Genomic DNA, 18186 nt, shown 5'->3' with positions numbered 1-18186 from the left:
CGGCGAAATCGATGTAGCGGCGCCCTTCCGCGTCCCAGATCTCGGCATTCTCGGCGCGGGCGGCGTAGATCTCGGTGGTGACCCCGACCGCGCGCGAAACCGCCTGCCGCCTGCGCGCCTCAAGCTCCGAATTCCCCATCACCGCCTCCCATCGCCAGTCCTGGTGCGCGCCGCGCCCGTCGATGCGTCCTGTCAATTCGCCGCTTTCCGGCAATCCCGTGTACGGCGCTCTCACGACGGCGCCCTCGCCTGAACAGAGCCGATTTTCTCGGCGACGACCTGTCCCGATTCGGCATGCACGGCGCCGATCAGTCGGCGATGGGCATCCAGGAACGAACGGGCGGCGATCGAGACCTGACGGTCGGTGCGGTGCATGGCAGCGAGCGTCAGCGCGATGGTCGGCGCGAAAGGACGTATGGTCAGGCCCAGTGGCTTCAGGTGGCGCGCGGTGATCTCGTCGACCAGGCCGAAGCCGAGGCCGAACGACACAAGCGAGCATACCGTGGCGAAGCTCTCCGCCCGGATCGTGGTGCGAAGGCGCACCCCGGCGCAGGCGAAAGCCTCCTCCACCTGTGCCGCGAGCGGATTGTCGCGCGGCGGCGCCACATGGGCTATCCCCCTCAACAGGTCAGGATTGAGCACTGCGCTTTCGGCCAGCGGATGGGATTGCGGCAGCACGCAGACGCATGACACCACGTGCTCTTCGCTCTCCAGAAGCGGATGGGAGGCCGAGGCATCGAGCATCCAGATGTCGGTCGTCTCTTCGAGGAGTGCGGCGCTCACGTCCGTGCTCCCGATCGGACAAATCTGGATTTCGATGCCAGGATGGGCGCGCGCGAACGAGGTGACGAGTTCCGGCAGGTAGCCGCTGCCCAGCCAGGAGCAAGCCGCCACGCGCAGTCCGCCGCGGCGCCGGTTGCGGATATCGACAGCGACGCGCTTCACCCGCTCAATCCCTAGCAGGGCGGTTTGCGCCTGCGCGTCAAAGGCCATGCCCTCCGGCGTCGGCACCAGGGCGGAGCCGCGGCGAAAGAACAGCTTGAAGCCGACCTCGCGCTCGAGAGCGGCGATCATGGCGCTGATGGCGGGCTGGGAGGTGCTCATGGCCTCCGCGGCCCGCGTCATGGTGCCGGTGGCGATCACGGTCCGAAAGGCCTGCAGCTGGCGTAGGCTCAGCGCGGGTGAATGTTCGGCCGCTCTCACGGCACGTGCGCCTCGGCGCGCAGATATTGCAGCATCAGACGGAAGGCGCGCGTCTCCGGCGCCGTCTTGTTGTAGGCCATGAAATAGTCTGAGCGGTAGGAGAACAGGTCCGGGCGGATCACCCGCATCTGACCCCGCTCGATCCAGCGCCGCGCATAGACCGAGGACAGGAAGCCGAGATAGCCGCCCGACAGGACGAGATAGGCGAGCCCTTCGATGCTCGGTGAACTGGCGGTGAATCGGAAGCGGCGATGCAGCGGCTGCATTTGCTCCAGCGTGACATAGCCGCGCTGGGCATGCTCGGCGGCGGTGACATGCTCGGGCGTGATCTCGGCATCGTCCACATCGAACAACGGATGGTCACGGCCGCAGCACAGATCCATCTGCGCCGAGAACATGGGCTCGTAGAGGAAGCGGGTGAGCCGGCGGGGAAAAAAGGAGATGGCCATGTGCAACTGGCCGTCCAGGATCATCTGTTCCAGGTTGTTGGGGGGGGCCACCGTCACGTTCACCTTGACGTCCCGCGCCGAGCGCTTGAACTCGGCGATGGCGGCATCGAGGCGGAAGCTCGGGTGCTCGACCATGTTGTCGATCACCCCCACATTGATCTCGCCCAGGAGCAGGCCATTGATGCCGGCGATGCGTGCCCGGTATTCCTCGATATGCGCGAACAGGCTCTTGGCGGCCTCGAACACCTCCGCGCCCTCGGGCGTTAGCTGGAAGCCCGAGCGCCCACGCTTGCAGAGCTTGGCGCCGACGCGGATCTCCAGGTTCGAGATGTGAATGGAGATGGTGGAGGGGCTGACATTGAGCGCGTTCTGCGCCAGAGCGAAGCCGCCGCAGCGCACCACCGTGACGAACACCGCCAGCAGCTTCAGGTCGACGTCGGAGAGCGGCGGCACCAAAGCGGCGTCGCCGACAGGTCGCGGGTCCTCAGCCGTACGGGCGTGGTCGAACGGGATTTCGCCGGACATCAGGGACGCTCCGGATCTGGTTGAGGCTTAAGGACAGCGGGACGCGGCCAGCGCACATGCTCCGCCATCCGGGCGATGCCCTGCGGGAAGAACCGGGTCGCGAGCACGATCAAGGCGCCGTAGAGCAACAGGCGGTAGTTGCCCACGTCGCGCAGCACCTCGGCGCCACCGACCAGGACCAGCGCCCCCACCACCGGCCCGAGGTGGGTGCCGATGCCGCCGACGAGCACCATGGCGATCACCATGATCATCACCTCCAGGCCGGCTACGGAATGGGGCGTCAGGACACGCACATAGTGCGCATAGACCGCCCCGCTGAGGCCGACGATGAAGCCGCTTGCGGCGAACGCCAGGAACTTGTAGCGGGCGAGGTTGATGCCGAGGCTCTCGGCCGCCTCCTGGGAGTTCCGCAACGCCACGAAGGCCAGCCCGGCGCGCGAGCGCATCAGTGCCCAGACGCTCGCGAGCGCGGCGAGCATCAGCACCGAGGCAAGGTAGAAGAAGGCCGGCCGCCCCGAGCCGCCGAAAGTCACCCGGCCGAGCACGGGCAGAAAGAGGGGATCGAAGGCGGGGATGCCGATGAGACCGAGCTCGCCGCGCGTCAACTCCTTGAGGTTGGAGATCAGGATGCGGATGATCTCGGCGAAGGCCAGCGTGACGATGGCGAGATGGGCCACCGAGCGGATGCGCAGCGCGGGTAGCGCCACCAGGAACCCCACCAGCGTGCCGAGGCCGGCGCCGAGCCACGCCGTGATCCACGGGCTCCACCCGAAATTCTTCGCCAGCAACGCAGAGGCGTAGGCAGCTATGGCGAACAGGGCATGGTGGCCGAAGGTCTTCAGGCCGGCAAAGCCGGTGACGAGGTTCCAGCCGATGGCAAAGGTGGCGAAGATCGCCGTCAGGATGAGGACGTGCAGCACGTAGGGCTGCTGCACCACCAGGGGGATCGAGAGCCAGGCTACGGCGGCGAGACCCGCTGCGGCGAGCGTGCGGCCCTTGCGCGGAGCGAACATGCCGTTCATCGGACCGAGCGCTCCACGCCATAGAGGCCCCAGGGTCGGACCCAGATCACCGCGATAAGCACGGCGAAGGCGATCGCCTCGCGCCATTCCGACGAGGTGAGCGCCACGCCAACCGCCTCAACGATCCCGAGCAGCAGTCCCGCGACCACCGCGCCGCGGAAGCTTCCGAGGCCACCCAGAACCACCACCGCAAATGCTTTCAGGGCCAGCGGCACGCCCATCCAGGGGCTCACGGCATAGATCGGCGCCAGGATCATGCCCGCGAGCGCGGCGAGCGCCGAGCCGAAGGCGAAGGCGAGGATGCTGGTGCGGTCCGCCGGCACGCCGAGCACCCGCGCGGCCTCCCGGTCCTGGGCGGTTGCCCGCACGGCGCGTCCGAAGCGGGTGAAGGAGAGGATGGCGGCGCTGCCGGCGATGAGCACGGCGGCGGCCGCGACGATGAGCAGGCGCTGATAGGGGATGTGGAGACCCGCCACCTCCAGCGTGCCGTCGACCATGTAGGGGACGGACTGGAAGCGTTCACCCCAGATGGCAAGCGCCGCGTTCTGCAGGGCGATGGAGATGCCGAGCGTGGCGGCGATGGTGCTGAAGTCCCAGCCCGGACGCGCGAGGAGCGGCTGCACCACGCCCGCGGCGGTGACCGCCGCGAAGGCGAAGACGAGGACCGCGGCCAGAACAAGAGCGAGCGGCCACGGCATCCCTGCCGCCGACGTCAGCAGCAGGAAGGCATAGCCGCCCAGCATGTAGAACTCGCCATAAGCGAAGTTCAGCACCCGCATGGTGCCGTAGATGAGCGTGAGGCCGGCCCCCATGAGCGCGTAGATGGCCCCGAGGATCACGCCGTTGACGATCTGCTCGATCAGTTGGCCGCTCACGGGGCAGCTCCCTGCTCGCCGAGATAGACCCGGCGGATGTCGGGATGCTCGAGCATCCCCAGGCCCGTCCCGTCCACCACGTTGCGGCCGCTCTCGATGACGTAGCCTCGGTCGGCGATGGAAAAGGAGGTGCGCACGTTCTGCTCGTTGAAGAGCACTGCGATCCCCTCGGCATTGACGGCGCGGATGAGATCGACCACCTGGGCCACCATCTTCGGAGCGAGGCCGAGGAATGGTTCGTCAAGGATAAGAAGGCGTGGCCGCGACATCAGCCCGCGGGCGATGGCGACCATCTGCTGCTCGCCGCCGCTGAGGCTCTCGGCGATCTGGCCCCCGCGCTCGCGCAACACGGGAAAAAGACCCTGGAGCCAGCGCAGGGTCTCATCCGCCGCTTTTGCCGCCTGCGCATGGAAGGCGCCCATCAGCACGTTCTCGCGCACCGTCATGGTGGGAAACAGTCGCCGGCGCTCCAGGACCAGCGCGATGCCCCGCGCCACATGCCTCTCCACAGGCAGGCGCGTGATGTCCTCGCCCCGGAACGAGATCGCCCCGGCGAAGGGCGGGGCGAGTCCCATCACGGCCTTGAAGATGGTGCTCTTGCCGGAGCCGTTGGGGCCCATCACCGCGACGACCTCCCCCTCGCCCACCGACAGGTCGATGTCCCAGAGCACCTGGGTCGCGCCGTAGCGCACGCAGACCCTGCGCATCTCAAGCATGGGCGCCCCCCGACCCAAGATAGAGGTCGACGACCGCAGGCATGGCCATCACGGCGCGCGGCGCGCCCTCCGCGAGCTGCCGTCCGCGATCGAGGAACATCACGCGGTCGCACAACTCGCTGATGATGCGCATGTTGTGTTCGATCAGCACCACGGTGACGCCGGAGGCCCGCACCCGCGCCACCAGCTCGATCAGCGCCGGGACGCTCGGCTGGTCGAGGCCGCCGGAGACCTCGTCCATCAGCAGCAAAACGGGCCGAGTGGCGAGCGCCCGGGCAAGTTCGAGGCGCTTGCGCTGGCCGGTGGACAGGCCCTTGGCGAGGTCATGGCGCTTGTGGCCCAGTCCGACCCAGTCCACCAGCTCCGCCACCTGCGCCCGCATCTCCCCGAGCGAGGTGCAGCGTGGCTGCGCGCCGACCATCACGTTCTCCTCGACCGTCAGGTCCTCGAACGGGCGGGTGATCTGGAAGGTGCGGGCCATGCCGCGCCGCGCCAGCTGGTCGGGCCGCAGCGCCGTGACCGGCTCGCCCCGAAACCGCACCTCCCCGGCGGTCGAGCGCACGGCGCCGGCGATCGCCGCGAGCAGCGTGGTCTTGCCGGCCCCGTTCGGGCCGAGCAGACCGAAGATCTCGCCCGAACGCACCGCGAGGCTCACCGCGTCCACGGCGGCCACGCCGCCATAGTGGACGCTCAGGCTCCGCGTTTCGAGGATGGCGTCGGGTCGATCGCTCACCTGGATTTCCTCGGCCAGCGCGGGCATCAACCGCGCGGCTTGAATGGCACCGCGGCGCGGTCGGCGGGCCATACGATGCGCGGCACGCCGTCCTGAATCTGCGCCGCGGGCAGCACGAAATAGTCCTTGCCCACCCGCGGCGAGTGGCTCTTGGGATCGAACACCCAGCGACCGATGGCGCAGTTGTAGTCGGTCTTCTCCAGGGCGGCGCTGAGCTTGTCCGCGTTCACGCTCTTGGCCCGTGCGAGCGCATCCATCAGCACCTGCGCATTGCAGATGCCAAGGCCGTAGTCCAGCGAGGCCGCCATTCCGTTGGCCACCATCTCGGCGGCGAAAGCCCGGTGCGCGGCACTGCCTTCAGCGTCCACCAGGAGCGGCGTGTAGAGCAGCCCGTTGGCGAGCGGCCCCACGGCCTCCCGGAATTCCTTGAGACCTGGATAGTAGACTGCCATGTGGGTGGTCGCCATCTTCTGCTCGGCGAGCTGGCGCACCAGGGCCGCGCCCGAATTGGCCGCCGTGAAGATGGAGATGATGACGTCCGGGTTGAGCTGCTTCAGCTTGGAGATTTGCGGATAGAAATCCGCATAGCCCAGCGGCACCGCCTCGGTGGCGACGATCTTCCACCCGTCGGCGGCGAAGTCCGGCTTCATCACCTCGATGTTCGAGCGGCTATAGTCCGTGTCCTCCACGACGAAGGCAATGGTCTTGGCCTTGGCCGGAATCTTGCCGTCCCTGGCGAGGTCGGTGATGGTGCCGACCACGGTCGAGCCGAGCGCGTCGCTGTTGTAGCCGAACTTCCAGAAATGCTTGAATTTCGCGGGTTCGGCGCGGATGCGGCCCGCGATGGCGGAGCTCACCGACTGGCCGCTGTAGAAGATCTTGTCGTCATAATCCGGCACCAGCTCCATGATGGCCAGCGTCACCGAGCTGTTGAACAGGCCGGCGAGCAGGATGTCCACTCCATCACGGGTGAGAAGTTTCTGGGCCGCGCTAACCCCCACCTCGGGCTTGGACTGGTCATCCTCAAAGATAATCTTGATCTGCTTCTTCTTGCCGTCGATCTCGATCCCGCCCGCCGCGTTCACCTTGCCGGTCACGTAGTCCCAGCTCTTCTTCATGGCGAGCCCGGAGGTGGCGGATGGGCCGGAGAAGGGCCCCACCGCACCGATCGTGACCGTGCCCTGAGCAAGCGCCGCGCTCGCTCCCAGGAAGACGCCGACGGCGGCCGCGGTGAAACACCCGGCGTAAGCTCGCAAGTTCATCGCTGGATCTCCCGGAAAGCGGAGCCTCGACAGGCGCCGGCTGGGTCTCGATGGGCCATGATCCGTGAGGGGAATGCCTGCCACAATATCAATGTGATAAACGTAAGTTTGACAATCATAAAAGAAACGACAGCCGATACGACGACCTCGATCCGCGCCGTCGCCTGCCCGGCCCTTGCCGTCACGGGACCATCATCTCCTCGGCCCCCGGTTGGTATATGAAATGCGATATGAGACCGGCGTCTTTCATTATTGGACGGGAGCCGCATCTGCATCCTAGCCTTTTTCTCTACTAACCTCGGATCTCAACCAGATCAGGCGGTGTGGACAAGTAGAAAAAGGAGAACAACAATGTCAGAGAGCACGACAACTCCCGACATCACGGCCAAGATAGCTGAATTTGGTGCGATCTATCTGAAAGATCATCCGCCGCTCACCACCCGCTTCGAAGACGAGGTTGCCCACTACTGGGGTCGCCCGTGGGGCGCGCCCACGGAGGTCGGGCGCCTGCGCGCGGTCCTGCTGCACCAGCCGGGTCCCGAGATCGGCGCCATCGCCGAGCCCCTCTCGCGCTGGCGCTACACCGAGAAGCCAGAGCTGTCCGCCATGATCGCGGCCCATGGCCGACTTGCCGCCGCCCTGAAGGCCGAAGGCGTGGAGGTGGTGCTGCGCAAGCCCGAGGCGCCAGCCGGCGCCCGCCTCGTCAAGTCGATCTACACGCGAGATCCGTCCTTCACGGTCAGGGGCGGCGTGATCATTGGGCGCCTCTACGACGCCCTCCGGCGCGGCGAGGAACCGCCCACCGCCCAGACCTACGCGGCAATCGGCTGCCCGATCCTGCACACGCTGAACGGTTCCGCCACGATGGAGGGTGGCAGCGTGGTCTGGGTGACGCCCAAGCACCTCGCCATCGGCATCACGCCGCGCGGCAACGCTGAGGGTGCGCGGCAGGTGAAGGAGGTCGTCCTGGCAGCGGACCCAGAGGTGGACGTCCGCTTCGTCGAGGTGAAGCACCCCTCGGGCCACCTCGACGTGCCATTGACCATGGTGAACGTGCGCACCGCCGTACTCGACCGCTCCTGCGTTCCCGACTGGTTCGGCGCCTGGCTCTCGCGAGATGCCGGATGTGAGGTGATCGACAAGCCCGCCGGCACCTACGTGGAAGGCACGGTGGTGTTACGCCCCGGACGGGTGCTGTATGATGACGGTGTCCAGGAACAGCGCCGTCTTGGCCGTCGCCTTCTTGAGGATCTTGGCCTTGAGGTTATCGGCGTCGACCTCGACACGCTCACCTTCCCCCGCAATAGCGGGACCCTTCACTGCCTGACCATGCCGATCATTCGTGAGGACGAACCCGCGTGATAGAGCGGACGCGCGTCGATCATGGCTCGTGCCCAAATGGCGTGTCCGCCGTTGAGGCTCTGATCGAAGTAGAGGTCCCACGAGAATCGAAACGCGCGCAGCATGTCTATCCTGAGCGCGTTGAGATTCATCCGGCAAAATAGTGCCGAGATCTTTCCACGGCGCCAGCGGGCGGGACGGCAAGCGCAGTCACCCTGCCCGTTGAAGATTTGCCCTGGCCGGAAATCTCGAAGCCAGTTTCTCGGCTACCAAGGGTCGGTCCGCGCGTTCCGCGCCTGCGGTGATCTCGACAAAGGCGCTGCTCAGTTCGTTCCTATGCTGGCACCGGAAGAGGCGATCGTCATCGGTCCCGACCTACCGGCACCTATGCCGCTGTTCATTAATGGGCAGGCAGATCCTCGGAACTCCACTAGACCAAGCTATCAGTCGTTCTGACGAAATCGCCGGACTGATCCGCGCGCAGAGCCGTCGGTGATCGCTCAAGCGGCCCAGGGTGCGGCGACTGTCGCCCCCACATCGCCGGCCGCTCGACCGGCGCCTATTCCCGGTTTCGACGACGAAATTCCCTTCTAAGGCGAGTGCTAGGGCGCGCCCTCTTGCCAATGTGCCGAGAAAGCCAGGCGCACCCCGGCGGCCGAAGGCTCGCGGAGAACCCCTCGCCTACCCAGGCTCCTCGATTCGCAACGAGGCCCGAGTGGAGATGCAGAGGCTGATAAAATGGAACCCCACCTAAAAGGGAGAGAGAAACGTCCACAACTGACGCAGGCACCCAGATCACACAAAGCATTAATGGATGAATACTAGCCTTAAACTGAGATCCTCGTGGCGCGCCCGACTTTGCCATGCTGAATTACATGGGCAATTTCGGCAATGTGCTTCTCACCGCCCAGTTCGACCGAGAATAGCGCCACAAGACAGTCTAGATTCTGGCAATGGCCCGATACCCCGGAAAACAATCGCAGTCTTGGCCCTGACGGTATCGCCTTGCGCTCTGCCATCAAAAGCCCCGGTTACCGAGTGCCAGCTTTAGCGAAATTGCCGGAAGGTCTGCGCCTGGCGCATTACGGACGAGTCCCCCAAGTCCAAGCTGGCCAGCACTGGCGGACCCATTCGGTGGCGACACGGTCAAATTTATCGACGGCTTTCGCTCAGTGAAACAACCAGAAAATCGTTACATCGCAACTTACTATAATGGTCGGAGCAGCAGGATTTGAACCTGCGACCCTCTGCTCCCAAAGCAGATGCGCTACCAGGCTGCGCTATGCTCCGATGCCCATGTGGAGGCGCGCCCTTGCTACATTTTCGGGCGCTTGAACGCAAGCGGTGATGCGGGGGCGAAGAGAACGGAAAGGGGGCAAATTCGGGCGTTGCGCGCACAAAGTCCCGGAAAACTCCCGGAATGATTCCTGCTCCGTTCTGCCCCTTGGCCGAGGCCGCTACTGTGGTTGATCCACTCCGGACGGGCGCACCGCTTGAGGCGCTGTCACGTCGACGCCGAAGGCGAGCGCGGCGCGGGAAAGATCCGTCATGAGGTCCCGCAGGGCCCGGTAGGCGTCCGAACGGATGGGAGCCTTCGCTGCCAGGGCAGCTACGCTCTGGCGGGTGCTCTGGATGACGGCGATTGCCGCCGCATCATCCATCTTGCACCAATAGCGCTTTGTCCGACGCACCATGCTCACCCCTCCCCCGCCGCGCTGCGCCGGCGCCGGCGGAAGCCGGCAGAGGCGGCGGACTGGAGGCGGGACATCTCGTGCTCGAGATAGGCCTGGCCGATCAGCAGCGCGCGGATGGTGGCGCGGGCGTCGCCATCGCAGGTGGCGAGAGCCTCATCGATTTCAGCCTCGCTGACGTCAAAAGGTGAGCGTTCGGCGGGCGCGGGCTCGCTCGGCATGGTCGTCTCCGGACTGGTGGCGCGCCTATCCATTCCACGAGAACGAACAAAGAACAAGCCACGAGATATAGGGGGTGGAAGAGCGCGGCGGCGGGTAATAGCATCAACCGAATGTGCAACCTCTACTCGCTCACCAAGGGCCAGGCGGCCATCATCGCGCTCTCGCGCGCCATGCGCGACACGACGGGCAATCTGCCTCCCCTGCCCGGCATCTTCCCGGACTATTCCGCGCCGATCGTGAGGACAGGCGCCGACGGGGTGCGCGAACTGGCGATGGCGCGCTGGGGCATGCCGTCGTCGCAATTCGCGCTGATGGAGACGGCGAAGAAGCGGGCGGCGAAGCTCGAGGCCAAGGGCCAGGAGGTGGACTTCAAGGAGCTGCTGCGGCGGGAGCCTGACAGCGGCACCACGAACATCCGCAACACCGCGAGCCGCCACTGGCAGCGCTGGCTCGGGCCGGCGCACCGCTGCCTCGTGCCCTTCACCAGCTTCAGCGAGCACAACAAGGCAGCCGGCGGCGACATCTGGTTTGCGCTGTCGGAAGAGCGGCCGCTGGCCTTCTTTGCCGGCATCTGGGTGGGCGGGTGGACCTCGGTGCGCAAGATCAAGACGGGCGTGGAGACGCTCAACCTCTATGGATTCCTCACCTGCGAGCCCACCGAGCCGGTGAAGAGCATCCACCCCAAGGCGATGCCGGTCATCCTCACCGAGGCAGACGAGGTCGACGCCTGGATGCGGGCGCCGTGGGAGGAGGCGAAGGGGCTGCAGCGGCCGTTGGCAGCGGGTGCGCTTGAGATTGTGGCGAAGGGCGCCAGATCCGATGACTCTATTTAGCGAGAAGCCGTCGAGCGCCAGCAAGGGCGTTCCGGAGTGCCCGTCTGGACGTCCGGGTCCGGGAGCTGACTGGCTGGTCTTGGCTGCCGTTATGCAGATAGCCACCGTTCTGCGTCCGACCCATTGCGGACATCCTATCGATCAGTCTAGCTTGTGGAATGTCAAACAACTTGTGAGGGTTATTCTGCCCCCACGAGGATAGAAAAGTTCGTCTCCGTTGGCCCCGTCGGCACTAAGTTCCCAGCACTTGAGTTGCCGATATCGACACGCTTAGGTTGAATCAGATTTTTCCGCGTATATAACAGTGTTATAGCCAACTGTGAATAGGGTTGATCTTGACAACTGTAGATGACGTTCCTTTCGCCACAATAGTGCATCAATCGGGATGCGCCGACGTCATTTTTGTTCACGGTTTGACTGGCAGTCCCATAGATACATGGAGCTCAAAGGGAAGTACGGAACCCGAGGGCGCATATTGGCCCATGTGGCTCGCGGCCGATCTGCCTTATCTCAATATGTATGCAGTTGGATATCCTGCGAGTCTGTTCGCGAGGTGGGCCAAAAAGGAAATGGACCTTTTTGAACGGGCCAAATCAAGTCTCGAAACGATGTCATCCTATGGCATCGGCAATAGGCCAATAGTGTTTGTCGGTCATAGTCTTGGCGGCTTGTTGATAAAGCAGATGCTTCGGACGGCGCGAGATTCCGCGGAGAAGCCGTGGCAGCAGATCGCGGATCAGTGTCGGGGCGTATTTTTCATTGCGACGCCACACAGCGGGTCAGGCCTCGCGAATATTCTAAGTTTCTTGTCGCTTGGTCTGAAGTCCGCTTTTATCGACAAGCTGAAAGCGGATTCCAGTGAGTTGACAGAGCTGAATGAGAGCTTTCGCGCTCACTGTGTGAAGCAACCAATGATCGTGGTGGCCTACTACGAGAAGTTCAAGACTGGCAAATCGATGATCGTGGTGGATCAGAAAAGCGCCGATCCCGGCATAAGTGGCGTTACCCCAATTCCCGTCGACGCCGACCATAACGCGATTTGTGCGCCCCTGAGTAGGCAATCTCCAATTTATGTCAGTCTTATTTTTCGCCTGAAGACGATTGTGCCACCTCCTGCGGCTGCGCCTCCCGATTCTTTCGGTGACGTCGATGACATGTCTTCGCCGAGCCCATTGGATAGAAGAGATCTGCATACAAAGATGATCGCTGCCGGGCGCGAGCACGAGTATCTGTTTGCAAACTCATCCCAGAGCAAATTCGCCAGACTTTTCGAGAAAACGGGGCTACTAAAATATCCGTCACAGCTTCATAACGACATACTGCTCGACATCGAACAGCGCTTTCAAAACCTTGTTTACCATCCCCTGATTTGCACAGGCGCGAGCCTTGAAGTGGTTTCGACTGCGATACAGGAAAAAGTAGTCGAACCGCTGGCGACAAAATATGGGACGAGTTCTGCAACGACTACCACGATCATGAACGCTCTGTATTTTCTGACTGAGCGCTGCCATGTGCGGTGGGACAAGCCATGAAGGTGCGTCAGTGGTATGCCCAACTCGACGTCTTCGACACAGTTCGTCGGTACACCGCTCTTATGTCGCGGTGGAGCGGGGAAGGGCCAACTCGTGAGCGGCTGTTCGTTTCGGATTTCTATCTCGCAAACCCAAGCCTGCTGCATGAAACAAATATGACGTCCGATGCGCGCAAGGCTTTCAACGAGCTCCGCGTACCCCGCCCAGATCAGATATTTCTGCGATTGCCGTCTGCTGCGGTCCTCTACCAGAAAATGTCCGGCATTCAGAGCGAGGCGCTGCATAACATGCTGGGAAGAGGTCTCTGCGACCTTCGTATTGCCGATTCTGGGCAGTTTCGGTTGAGCGAGGATGGTCAGAGATTCGCCCGCTCGCTCGGCAGAAAACTTGTCTTGCCATTGGAGTCCGAAGTGGCGGATTTTCTTACGTCGGAATTCAGGATGGTAGGTGTCGGGCGGGGCGGCCTTAGAGCTGCGACAGGTCTGATGAGGATCGGAACATGACACTGATACCTCTGATCACGATCAGGCGTGTTCGGGTGCTTAAAGGCACCACAAGGGCGTATGATGAGGCGTTCCACCCCGGCGTGAACATAATCAGAGGAGAAAATAGTTCCGGCAAGTCGACTATCGCCGACTTCATTTTCTTCGGCCTGGGCGGCGAGTTTGATCGGTGGAAAGACGCCGCGAGGTACTGCACGGCGGTTCAGATCGAGATCGAGACTGCGCAGTCAGTGCTCACGTTGCATCGCAGCGTGCGCACCAAGCTGGAGCCAGCCTACATTTTCTACGGCACGATGGATGACTCTGATGGTCATGGGGTCGGGGATTGGGAACGGCTCCCGATTAGGCGGCCCTCAGGTGGCAAGGAACTGTCGCTCTCGCAGGTATTGTTTCGGGCAGCCGCGATTCCTGACGCTCCCAATGCAGGCGACTCCAATGTCACCATGCACCAGGTGATGCGTCTACTTTACGCCGACCAACAGACCCCTGCCGGAAAATTGTTCCGCTTTGAGAGCTTCGACACGCGAGACATCAGAGAGGCGGTCGGACAACTGCTTATCGGCATCAATGGCTACGATCTTTATGACGGTCAAATTCGGCTCCGGGAGCTTAACAATCAGTACACTGAAAAGGATCGGCTGTACCGCGCCACTTTGGCTGGGTTGCCAAATTCCGAAGGGCTGGCATCTGTTCAGACGCTGATCAACAGGGTGCAAGAGCTCAATTCCGCTAAGGAAAAAGTGTTAGATGAGATCGCACGTGTCGACGAGTTTGTAAACGACGAGCTTGCCGATTCCTTTATTAACGAACGAAAGGCGATGCTATCAAAGGTCCGGGCTGCGGCCAACGCATTGAACGGCCGGGACCAGGAAGCGATGGAGCTTCAGGACGAAATTCAAGAACTCGGCGACTTTCTTAATCACCTTGAGCAACAGGCCGAGCGCTTGAAATCTGCTGAAACGGTGGCAGAGGCGCTCGGCGGCATCGAATTTCAGTATTGCCCCGCCTGCTTGAAGCCGCTGGATGGCGCGGACGAAAAGCATTGCATCGTCTGCCACCAGGTGGTCGATGAGGAAGCTGCGAGGTCGAAGTTTTTCGAGATCAAGATCGATTTGGAAATGCAGCTAAGAGAGACGAGACAGCTCTCCACAGCGCGGGCGACCGAACTCGAGGAACTCAAAGCAGCGATACGGGCGTCCCGGAGGGATTTCGCGACACTACAGATCGAGTTTTCCGCGCGATACGACGTCAGCAATTCGCCTCGAGAGAGCTTTCTGGCTGAGCGTAACAGAAAACTCGGTCGGATCGAGCAGGAAATCTCCTACCTTGATGGTCTAAGAAGTGTCCTTGAGCGCCTCGACAGGCTGTCACTCGAGCGAGGACAACTCAATGACGCGATAGAAGCGTTGAAGGTAAGGCTTGGACGGCTTTCAGCGTCTGCGAGTTCGAGGCGGATGAAGGCACTAAATTCGGTCTCGGTCATCGGCCGACGGATACTGAAGGATGACCTTAAGCGTGAAGACAGCTTCGAGACTGCGCAGATTCTGTCCGTCGACTTCGGCGACGACGCTATGTTGGTCGATGGAAAGATGAATTTCGCCGAAAGCAGCAACGTCGTTCTGAAGAACACGGCTATCCTCTCGCTTTTTCTCGCTGCGTGCTATGACAAGGAATTCTGGCACCCAAGGCTGCTCCTAATGGACAACGTCGAAGACAAAGGAATGGAACAGGACCGTAGCCACAATTTTCAGCGGATCATCATCAAGGAAGCTGAGAAGATAAAGATGCCCCACCAAATCATATTTACAACGTCAATGCTCGCGCCCGAGTTGGAAGGGAGCTCATATACGGTAGGCCCGAAGTACACGCGGGACAATAAGACATTGAGAGATGTCTAATTTTGCCCGCGTTGCGAGCTAGCTTTTTTACCATCCGCCCGAACAGGCGATTTGATGTACCAATTCGACTTGGTCGACTCGATGCTCGGGACCGCCATTGGCGCCTAGGCGACGTGACGCCGCCACGGAGCTAAGTCCGCTCTCGGGCCAGAGCGACGGCGACCTTCTACGACCGGCTTGGGGGCACAGAGCGGGCGTTTGCAACGGCGTATCTTTAGGGCCGCCTTGGGACAGTTTCAAGCATTCGCATTGGCTTCCATCAATCGAGTAAGATCTCCGAGGAGTTGCTCGTCCATCGTGTTGATGAGTTCGGCATCGCACGCGATCCCGCCGCGCTCGGAGATATGGTCGAGCCCCGGGCACGGCTCATCGCCTGCGGCCACGATCCGGATCACCCGCCCGCCCAGCCGCCGGATCGCCGCCACCTCGTTGGGAAAGCGCACGTCGTCAGCCACCACGCGCGGCTTGCCGGCGACTGCGTGCTCCCAGGCGCGGGTCCACAGGTCGGGCGCGATCATGTCGCGGCCCCATTCGGTGCCGAGCCACTGCATTGCCTGGCGCGGGGTGCGGCCGCCGAGCAGGGCGCAGGGCGTCTCCTTCAGCGCCCCGTCCACCTCCTCCTCCGTACAGCCGAGCGCGCGCATCATCGCTTTCAGCGGCCCGGCGAAGCGCACCCGCTCGAAGTCGTGATGCTCCACCAGGTGCAGCGCCGCCGTGGTCTTCCCCGCGCCCGCGCGGCCGGCGAATCCGATGACGATCTGGTTCAATAGGCAGTCCTCACATTGGGGCTTCAGCGAACAGGTCGCTCTGCCCAACGCTGTCCGGCAGGCCAGGTGAGCGGATGATCAGTTCGTGCGCGGGTGCCGGAGCCGCTTGGCTGATCGAGTACGTCACCGTGGCCTCGCTCATGGGGAAGGCCGCGAAGGCGGCGCGCACCAAAGGCGTGTCGTTGAGCGAGAGGATGAAGCGGCCCTTGAGCGCGGCGAGTTGCGCGGCGAGGCGCGGGAAGTCCCCGGCGCAGAAAACGCCCGCGCCGTAGTCCGCTTCGCTGCCGGCATAGGGCGGGTCGAGATAGAAGAGCGTGCCCGGCGCGTCGTAGCGGGCGATGAAGTCCGCATAGGCCAGGCGCTCGATGATGACGCCCGAGAGCCGCCCGTGCAGCTCGTCGAGCACCAGCGCGAGACGCGTCACGTCGAACCGGCCGGGCGTGCCCGGTGAGACGCCGAAGGTGCGGCCGGCCACCTTGCCGCCGTAGGCGGCACGCTGGAGATAGAGGAAGCGCGCTGCGCGCTCCAGGTCGGTGAGGCTTTCAGGCCGTTGCGCCAGCAGGCGCTCGAACTCGTCGCGGCTGGTGATGCGCCATTTCAGCAGGTCCATGAACGGTTCATAGTGCCGCTGCAGAATGCGATAGAACGTCGCCACGTCGCCCGAGATGTCGTTGATGACCTCGCAGCGCGGCACCTTCGTGCGGCGAAGGAACACGCCGCCCATGCCGACGAACGGCTCGGCATAGGTCTCGTGCGGCACGGCCTCGATCACAGCCACCAGGCGGGCCGCTAGCTGCCTCTTGCCGCCGATGTAGGGGGCAGCGGGCGAGACGGTGCGCACACTGCGAAAAAGCGGCTGCTGCATTGAGAACATTCCGTGAACTTGCTAGGCTCCGTCCGCGCACCGGTGCGCACGGCGGGCAGCCTTCACGGACGTGGTCGGGCTGGGCGGGGCTTCTTCCAGGAATTCCCGCAGCACTCGGACGTTGCAGCGTCCGTTGCCCCGTCGTCCAGCGACGCGGGGCGGGTTCGATCAAGTGAGCGAGCCCATAACCTGCATCACAGAATGGCTGCCATCCGTAGCGGCCGGTTCGGGCGCCTGTTCGTCCGGCGAGGGCTGACCTGCGACTACCGGCGCCAGATCGAGCATAATCATGCTCAAGAGATAGCACGTTGTTTCAAATTTTGCCGATTGAGCGATAATTTGTAACCCACGAGCTAAAGAAGCGATGTATTCGGCCGCCTGCTCTTCGTTCATTTATCCAACCCTTCCCCGCGTAAACTTGACGGTAGGAGGATTTGCGCGTTTCATCAATGAAACATTTTTCAATTTCACGCTTCGTGGTCAGGATGCTGCCGGAGGCGATAACGGCTGTTTGCGCGACGATATTCGTGCTCGCGTGAGACAGTCGTGCTAGGCGCAGTGCGCCTATCCAAGCCCTGACCGGGTAGGCGGGAGCCGGGTTGTCCCACCTGCGGACGACCCGGCTCATCCTTCAGGGAAACAAGCGCTTAAGCGCGAGGCCGATGGGCGGCGGCGATGTCGGACACGGTGAGCGGATAGCCTTCGCCCTGGAGAGAAAAGGCCCCTCCTCCGAAGAAAGGGGCGCAACGCCTTGGGTTGTGGTATCTTGTCCTGTCTACCCACGCGTGACCGGGTAGGCGGGGAGCCGGGCGACCTTTCCCACGAGGCGCCCGGCTCCTATTGCCACGGTCTAGTTGCGAGCCAGATCGAGAGCGCGAAGCAGACAGCCGTAAAAGCCGTGCTACCGCCGAGAACAAGCCAGTAATCCATGATCTTGATATCCGAGCGACCAGACGGCTTTGGCACTGACAGCCGATCTACCCTAAGACATTAGCGGGCCATACGGTTCCTTGCGGCTTGCCGCCCTGAGATGAGCGCGAGCGGAGAATGTAAGCCACTTCCCGATTAAATTGGACTCGTTCGAAGAGAAGGGTTAAAATCTCGCCTCGCCAGAAAAGCCCTCCTGAAAGGAGTGTGCGATGCCAGGCAAATATGACGACTTTGTACGTCGCGCAAATATCAAGATTTTCGAAAAGCGACTGCAGACTGAAACGGATCCTGGCGTCCGTTCGATTTTGGTTCGCCTGTTGTTTCAGTATAAAATAGATAAAATTCCAGACATTAAGTACAATTTGACTGATATCAATATCGTGCAGAAATAATATATATTATATCTGTCATGATTATGTCTGCATCGATGAGTCGCTAATGAACACTGATATCACGGACGACCGGGCGCTTCTAATGTTTATGAGTTTTGAAGCAGCGTTACGCACACGCGATCGCGCGATTATGCTAAATTTACTTATGGATATCCTGTCTGATTCTGACGCGTATCGAGCAACAGCGGGGCTTCCTCTTCGTCCCGTAACCCTCCACGCGGCTGGTTACGCGAGCGTCGGAAATCAGAATGACGGCAATCCCGAAGCCACATGAAGCCTATGCCTCTGTCTCGAGCCTTTCAATGTGCGCGCAGTCAACTAGGCAAATTGAAATTAGTCGCGGCTTTGGTCGGACAACGCACAGCACATGGCGCGCACAGCCATCCCTCACGCGACACCACCAGATCCACCAGTCCAAGCGCCTGTA

The 18186-nt window shown here is 62.4% G+C and carries 17 protein-coding genes, 1 tRNA gene and 1 pseudogene; 5 read left to right on the top strand and 14 right to left on the bottom strand.

Features of this window, described 5'->3' with window-relative positions:
• The 8 genes and pseudogenes from D9R14_RS06090 to D9R14_RS06055 form a co-directional block, all read right to left on the bottom strand.
• Nucleotides 1-139 (bottom strand): annotated as a pseudogene (locus tag D9R14_RS06090) (4-aminobutyrate--2-oxoglutarate transaminase); the annotation flags it as partial.
• Nucleotides 140-231: 92 nt separating this feature from the next.
• On the bottom strand, nt 232-1203 hold the full coding sequence (locus D9R14_RS06085; protein WP_281041994.1) for a LysR substrate-binding domain-containing protein: 972 nt from the start codon (nt 1201-1203) through the stop codon (nt 232-234).
• Nucleotides 1200-2177: a LysR family transcriptional regulator gene (locus D9R14_RS06080; protein ID WP_121622404.1), complete on the bottom strand. Its 978-nt coding sequence runs from the start codon at nt 2175-2177 to the stop codon at nt 1200-1202. The genes D9R14_RS06085 and D9R14_RS06080 overlap by 4 nt, the downstream gene beginning before the upstream one ends.
• Nucleotides 2177-3199, bottom strand: coding sequence for a branched-chain amino acid ABC transporter permease (locus D9R14_RS06075; RefSeq protein WP_170168519.1), 1023 nt, complete (start codon nt 3197-3199; stop codon nt 2177-2179). Before D9R14_RS06075 ends, D9R14_RS06080 begins: the two co-directional genes overlap by 1 nt.
• Nucleotides 3196-4074, bottom strand: a complete 879-nt coding sequence (locus D9R14_RS06070; RefSeq protein ID WP_121622403.1) for a branched-chain amino acid ABC transporter permease — start codon at nt 4072-4074, stop codon at nt 3196-3198. Before D9R14_RS06070 ends, D9R14_RS06075 begins: the two co-directional genes overlap by 4 nt.
• Complete coding sequence (locus D9R14_RS06065) at nt 4071-4790, bottom strand: ABC transporter ATP-binding protein (protein WP_121622402.1); 720 nt, start codon at nt 4788-4790, stop codon at nt 4071-4073. Before D9R14_RS06065 ends, D9R14_RS06070 begins: the two co-directional genes overlap by 4 nt.
• Nucleotides 4783-5523, bottom strand: coding sequence for an ABC transporter ATP-binding protein (locus D9R14_RS06060; RefSeq protein ID WP_210210815.1), 741 nt, complete (start codon nt 5521-5523; stop codon nt 4783-4785). Before D9R14_RS06060 ends, D9R14_RS06065 begins: the two co-directional genes overlap by 8 nt.
• Before the next feature lie 26 nt (nt 5524-5549).
• Nucleotides 5550-6785, bottom strand: coding sequence for an ABC transporter substrate-binding protein (locus D9R14_RS06055; protein ID WP_121622400.1), 1236 nt, complete (start codon nt 6783-6785; stop codon nt 5550-5552).
• Nucleotides 6786-7136: 351 nt separating this feature from the next.
• Between D9R14_RS06055 and D9R14_RS06050 the strand changes: the two genes are divergently transcribed.
• Entirely contained in the window at nt 7137-8147 is a 1011-nt protein-coding gene (locus D9R14_RS06050; RefSeq protein ID WP_121622399.1) for a dimethylarginine dimethylaminohydrolase family protein, read from the top strand.
• A 1192-nt stretch (nt 8148-9339) separates the two neighbouring features.
• Here D9R14_RS06050 and D9R14_RS06040 read toward each other — a convergent pair.
• The 3 genes from D9R14_RS06040 to D9R14_RS06030 form a co-directional block, all read right to left on the bottom strand.
• A tRNA-Pro gene (locus D9R14_RS06040) sits at nt 9340-9416 on the bottom strand.
• Nucleotides 9417-9583: 167 nt separating this feature from the next.
• Nucleotides 9584-9820 carry a hypothetical protein gene (locus tag D9R14_RS06035; protein ID WP_121622398.1) on the bottom strand — a complete coding sequence of 79 codons (237 nt, stop codon included), beginning with the start codon at nt 9818-9820 and terminating at the stop codon, nt 9584-9586.
• Nucleotides 9821-9822: 2 nt separating this feature from the next.
• A complete protein-coding gene (locus D9R14_RS06030; RefSeq protein WP_121622397.1) occupies nt 9823-10038 on the bottom strand; it encodes a hypothetical protein in 216 nt (71 codons plus the stop codon).
• A gap of 111 nt (nt 10039-10149) precedes the next feature.
• Here D9R14_RS06030 and D9R14_RS06025 point away from each other — a divergent pair, with 111 nt between their 5' ends.
• The 4 genes from D9R14_RS06025 (at nt 10150) to D9R14_RS06015 (ending at nt 14805) form a co-directional block, all read left to right on the top strand.
• Nucleotides 10150-10872, top strand: a complete 723-nt coding sequence (locus tag D9R14_RS06025; RefSeq protein WP_121622396.1) for an SOS response-associated peptidase — start codon at nt 10150-10152, stop codon at nt 10870-10872.
• Nucleotides 10873-11354: 482 nt separating this feature from the next.
• Nucleotides 11355-12404: an ABC-three component system protein gene (locus D9R14_RS06020; protein ID WP_121622395.1), complete on the top strand. Its 1050-nt coding sequence runs from the start codon at nt 11355-11357 to the stop codon at nt 12402-12404.
• Nucleotides 12401-12907: an ABC-three component system middle component 5 gene (locus D9R14_RS22845; protein ID WP_147452967.1), complete on the top strand. Its 507-nt coding sequence runs from the start codon at nt 12401-12403 to the stop codon at nt 12905-12907. Before D9R14_RS06020 ends, D9R14_RS22845 begins: the two co-directional genes overlap by 4 nt.
• Nucleotides 12904-14805, top strand: coding sequence for an AAA family ATPase (locus D9R14_RS06015; RefSeq protein ID WP_121622394.1), 1902 nt, complete (start codon nt 12904-12906; stop codon nt 14803-14805). The genes D9R14_RS22845 and D9R14_RS06015 overlap by 4 nt, the downstream gene beginning before the upstream one ends.
• A 236-nt stretch (nt 14806-15041) precedes the next feature.
• Here the strand turns inward: D9R14_RS06015 and D9R14_RS06010 are convergent, their stop codons facing one another.
• The 3 genes from D9R14_RS06010 to D9R14_RS22840 form a co-directional block, all read right to left on the bottom strand.
• Complete coding sequence (locus tag D9R14_RS06010) at nt 15042-15572, bottom strand: nucleoside/nucleotide kinase family protein (protein ID WP_121622393.1); 531 nt, start codon at nt 15570-15572, stop codon at nt 15042-15044.
• Between the two features lie 10 nt (nt 15573-15582).
• Nucleotides 15583-16437, bottom strand: a complete 855-nt coding sequence (locus D9R14_RS06005) for a DNA adenine methylase (RefSeq protein ID WP_210210814.1) — start codon at nt 16435-16437, stop codon at nt 15583-15585.
• Between the two features lie 168 nt (nt 16438-16605).
• On the bottom strand, nt 16606-16830 hold the full coding sequence (locus D9R14_RS22840; protein WP_147452966.1) for a hypothetical protein: 225 nt from the start codon (nt 16828-16830) through the stop codon (nt 16606-16608).
• Between the last annotated feature and the right edge of the window lie 1356 nt (nt 16831-18186).

Source organism: Xanthobacter tagetidis, from assembly GCF_003667445.1.
Lineage (GTDB): Bacteria > Pseudomonadota > Alphaproteobacteria > Rhizobiales > Xanthobacteraceae > Xanthobacter > Xanthobacter tagetidis.
Note: the sequence above shows the minus strand (reverse complement) of the source record. Positions and strands in the feature narration are given on the sequence as shown.

Bases quoted from the DNA above. Each gene is read 5' to 3' on its own strand.
- D9R14_RS06080 (WP_121622404.1), bottom strand. From the start codon at position 2,177: ATGTCCGGCGAAATCCCGTTCGACCACGCCCGTACGGCTGAGGACCCG.
- D9R14_RS06075 (WP_170168519.1), bottom strand. From the start codon at position 3,199: ATGAACGGCATGTTCGCTCCGCGCAAGGGCCGCACGCTCGCCGCAGCG.
- D9R14_RS06065 (WP_121622402.1), bottom strand. From the start codon at position 4,790: ATGCTTGAGATGCGCAGGGTCTGCGTGCGCTACGGCGCGACCCAGGTG.
- D9R14_RS06055 (WP_121622400.1), bottom strand. From the start codon at position 6,785: ATGAACTTGCGAGCTTACGCCGGGTGTTTCACCGCGGCCGCCGTCGGC.
- D9R14_RS06050 (WP_121622399.1), top strand. From the start codon at position 7,137: ATGTCAGAGAGCACGACAACTCCCGACATCACGGCCAAGATAGCTGAA.
- D9R14_RS06035 (WP_121622398.1), bottom strand. From the start codon at position 9,820: ATGGTGCGTCGGACAAAGCGCTATTGGTGCAAGATGGATGATGCGGCG.
- D9R14_RS06030 (WP_121622397.1), bottom strand. From the start codon at position 10,038: ATGCCGAGCGAGCCCGCGCCCGCCGAACGCTCACCTTTTGACGTCAGC.
- D9R14_RS06025 (WP_121622396.1), top strand. From the start codon at position 10,150: ATGTGCAACCTCTACTCGCTCACCAAGGGCCAGGCGGCCATCATCGCG.
- D9R14_RS06020 (WP_121622395.1), top strand. From the start codon at position 11,355: ATGTGGCTCGCGGCCGATCTGCCTTATCTCAATATGTATGCAGTTGGA.
- D9R14_RS22845 (WP_147452967.1), top strand. From the start codon at position 12,401: ATGAAGGTGCGTCAGTGGTATGCCCAACTCGACGTCTTCGACACAGTT.
- D9R14_RS06015 (WP_121622394.1), top strand. From the start codon at position 12,904: ATGACACTGATACCTCTGATCACGATCAGGCGTGTTCGGGTGCTTAAA.
- D9R14_RS06005 (WP_210210814.1), bottom strand. From the start codon at position 16,437: ATGCAGCAGCCGCTTTTTCGCAGTGTGCGCACCGTCTCGCCCGCTGCC.
- D9R14_RS22840 (WP_147452966.1), bottom strand. From the start codon at position 16,830: ATGAACGAAGAGCAGGCGGCCGAATACATCGCTTCTTTAGCTCGTGGG.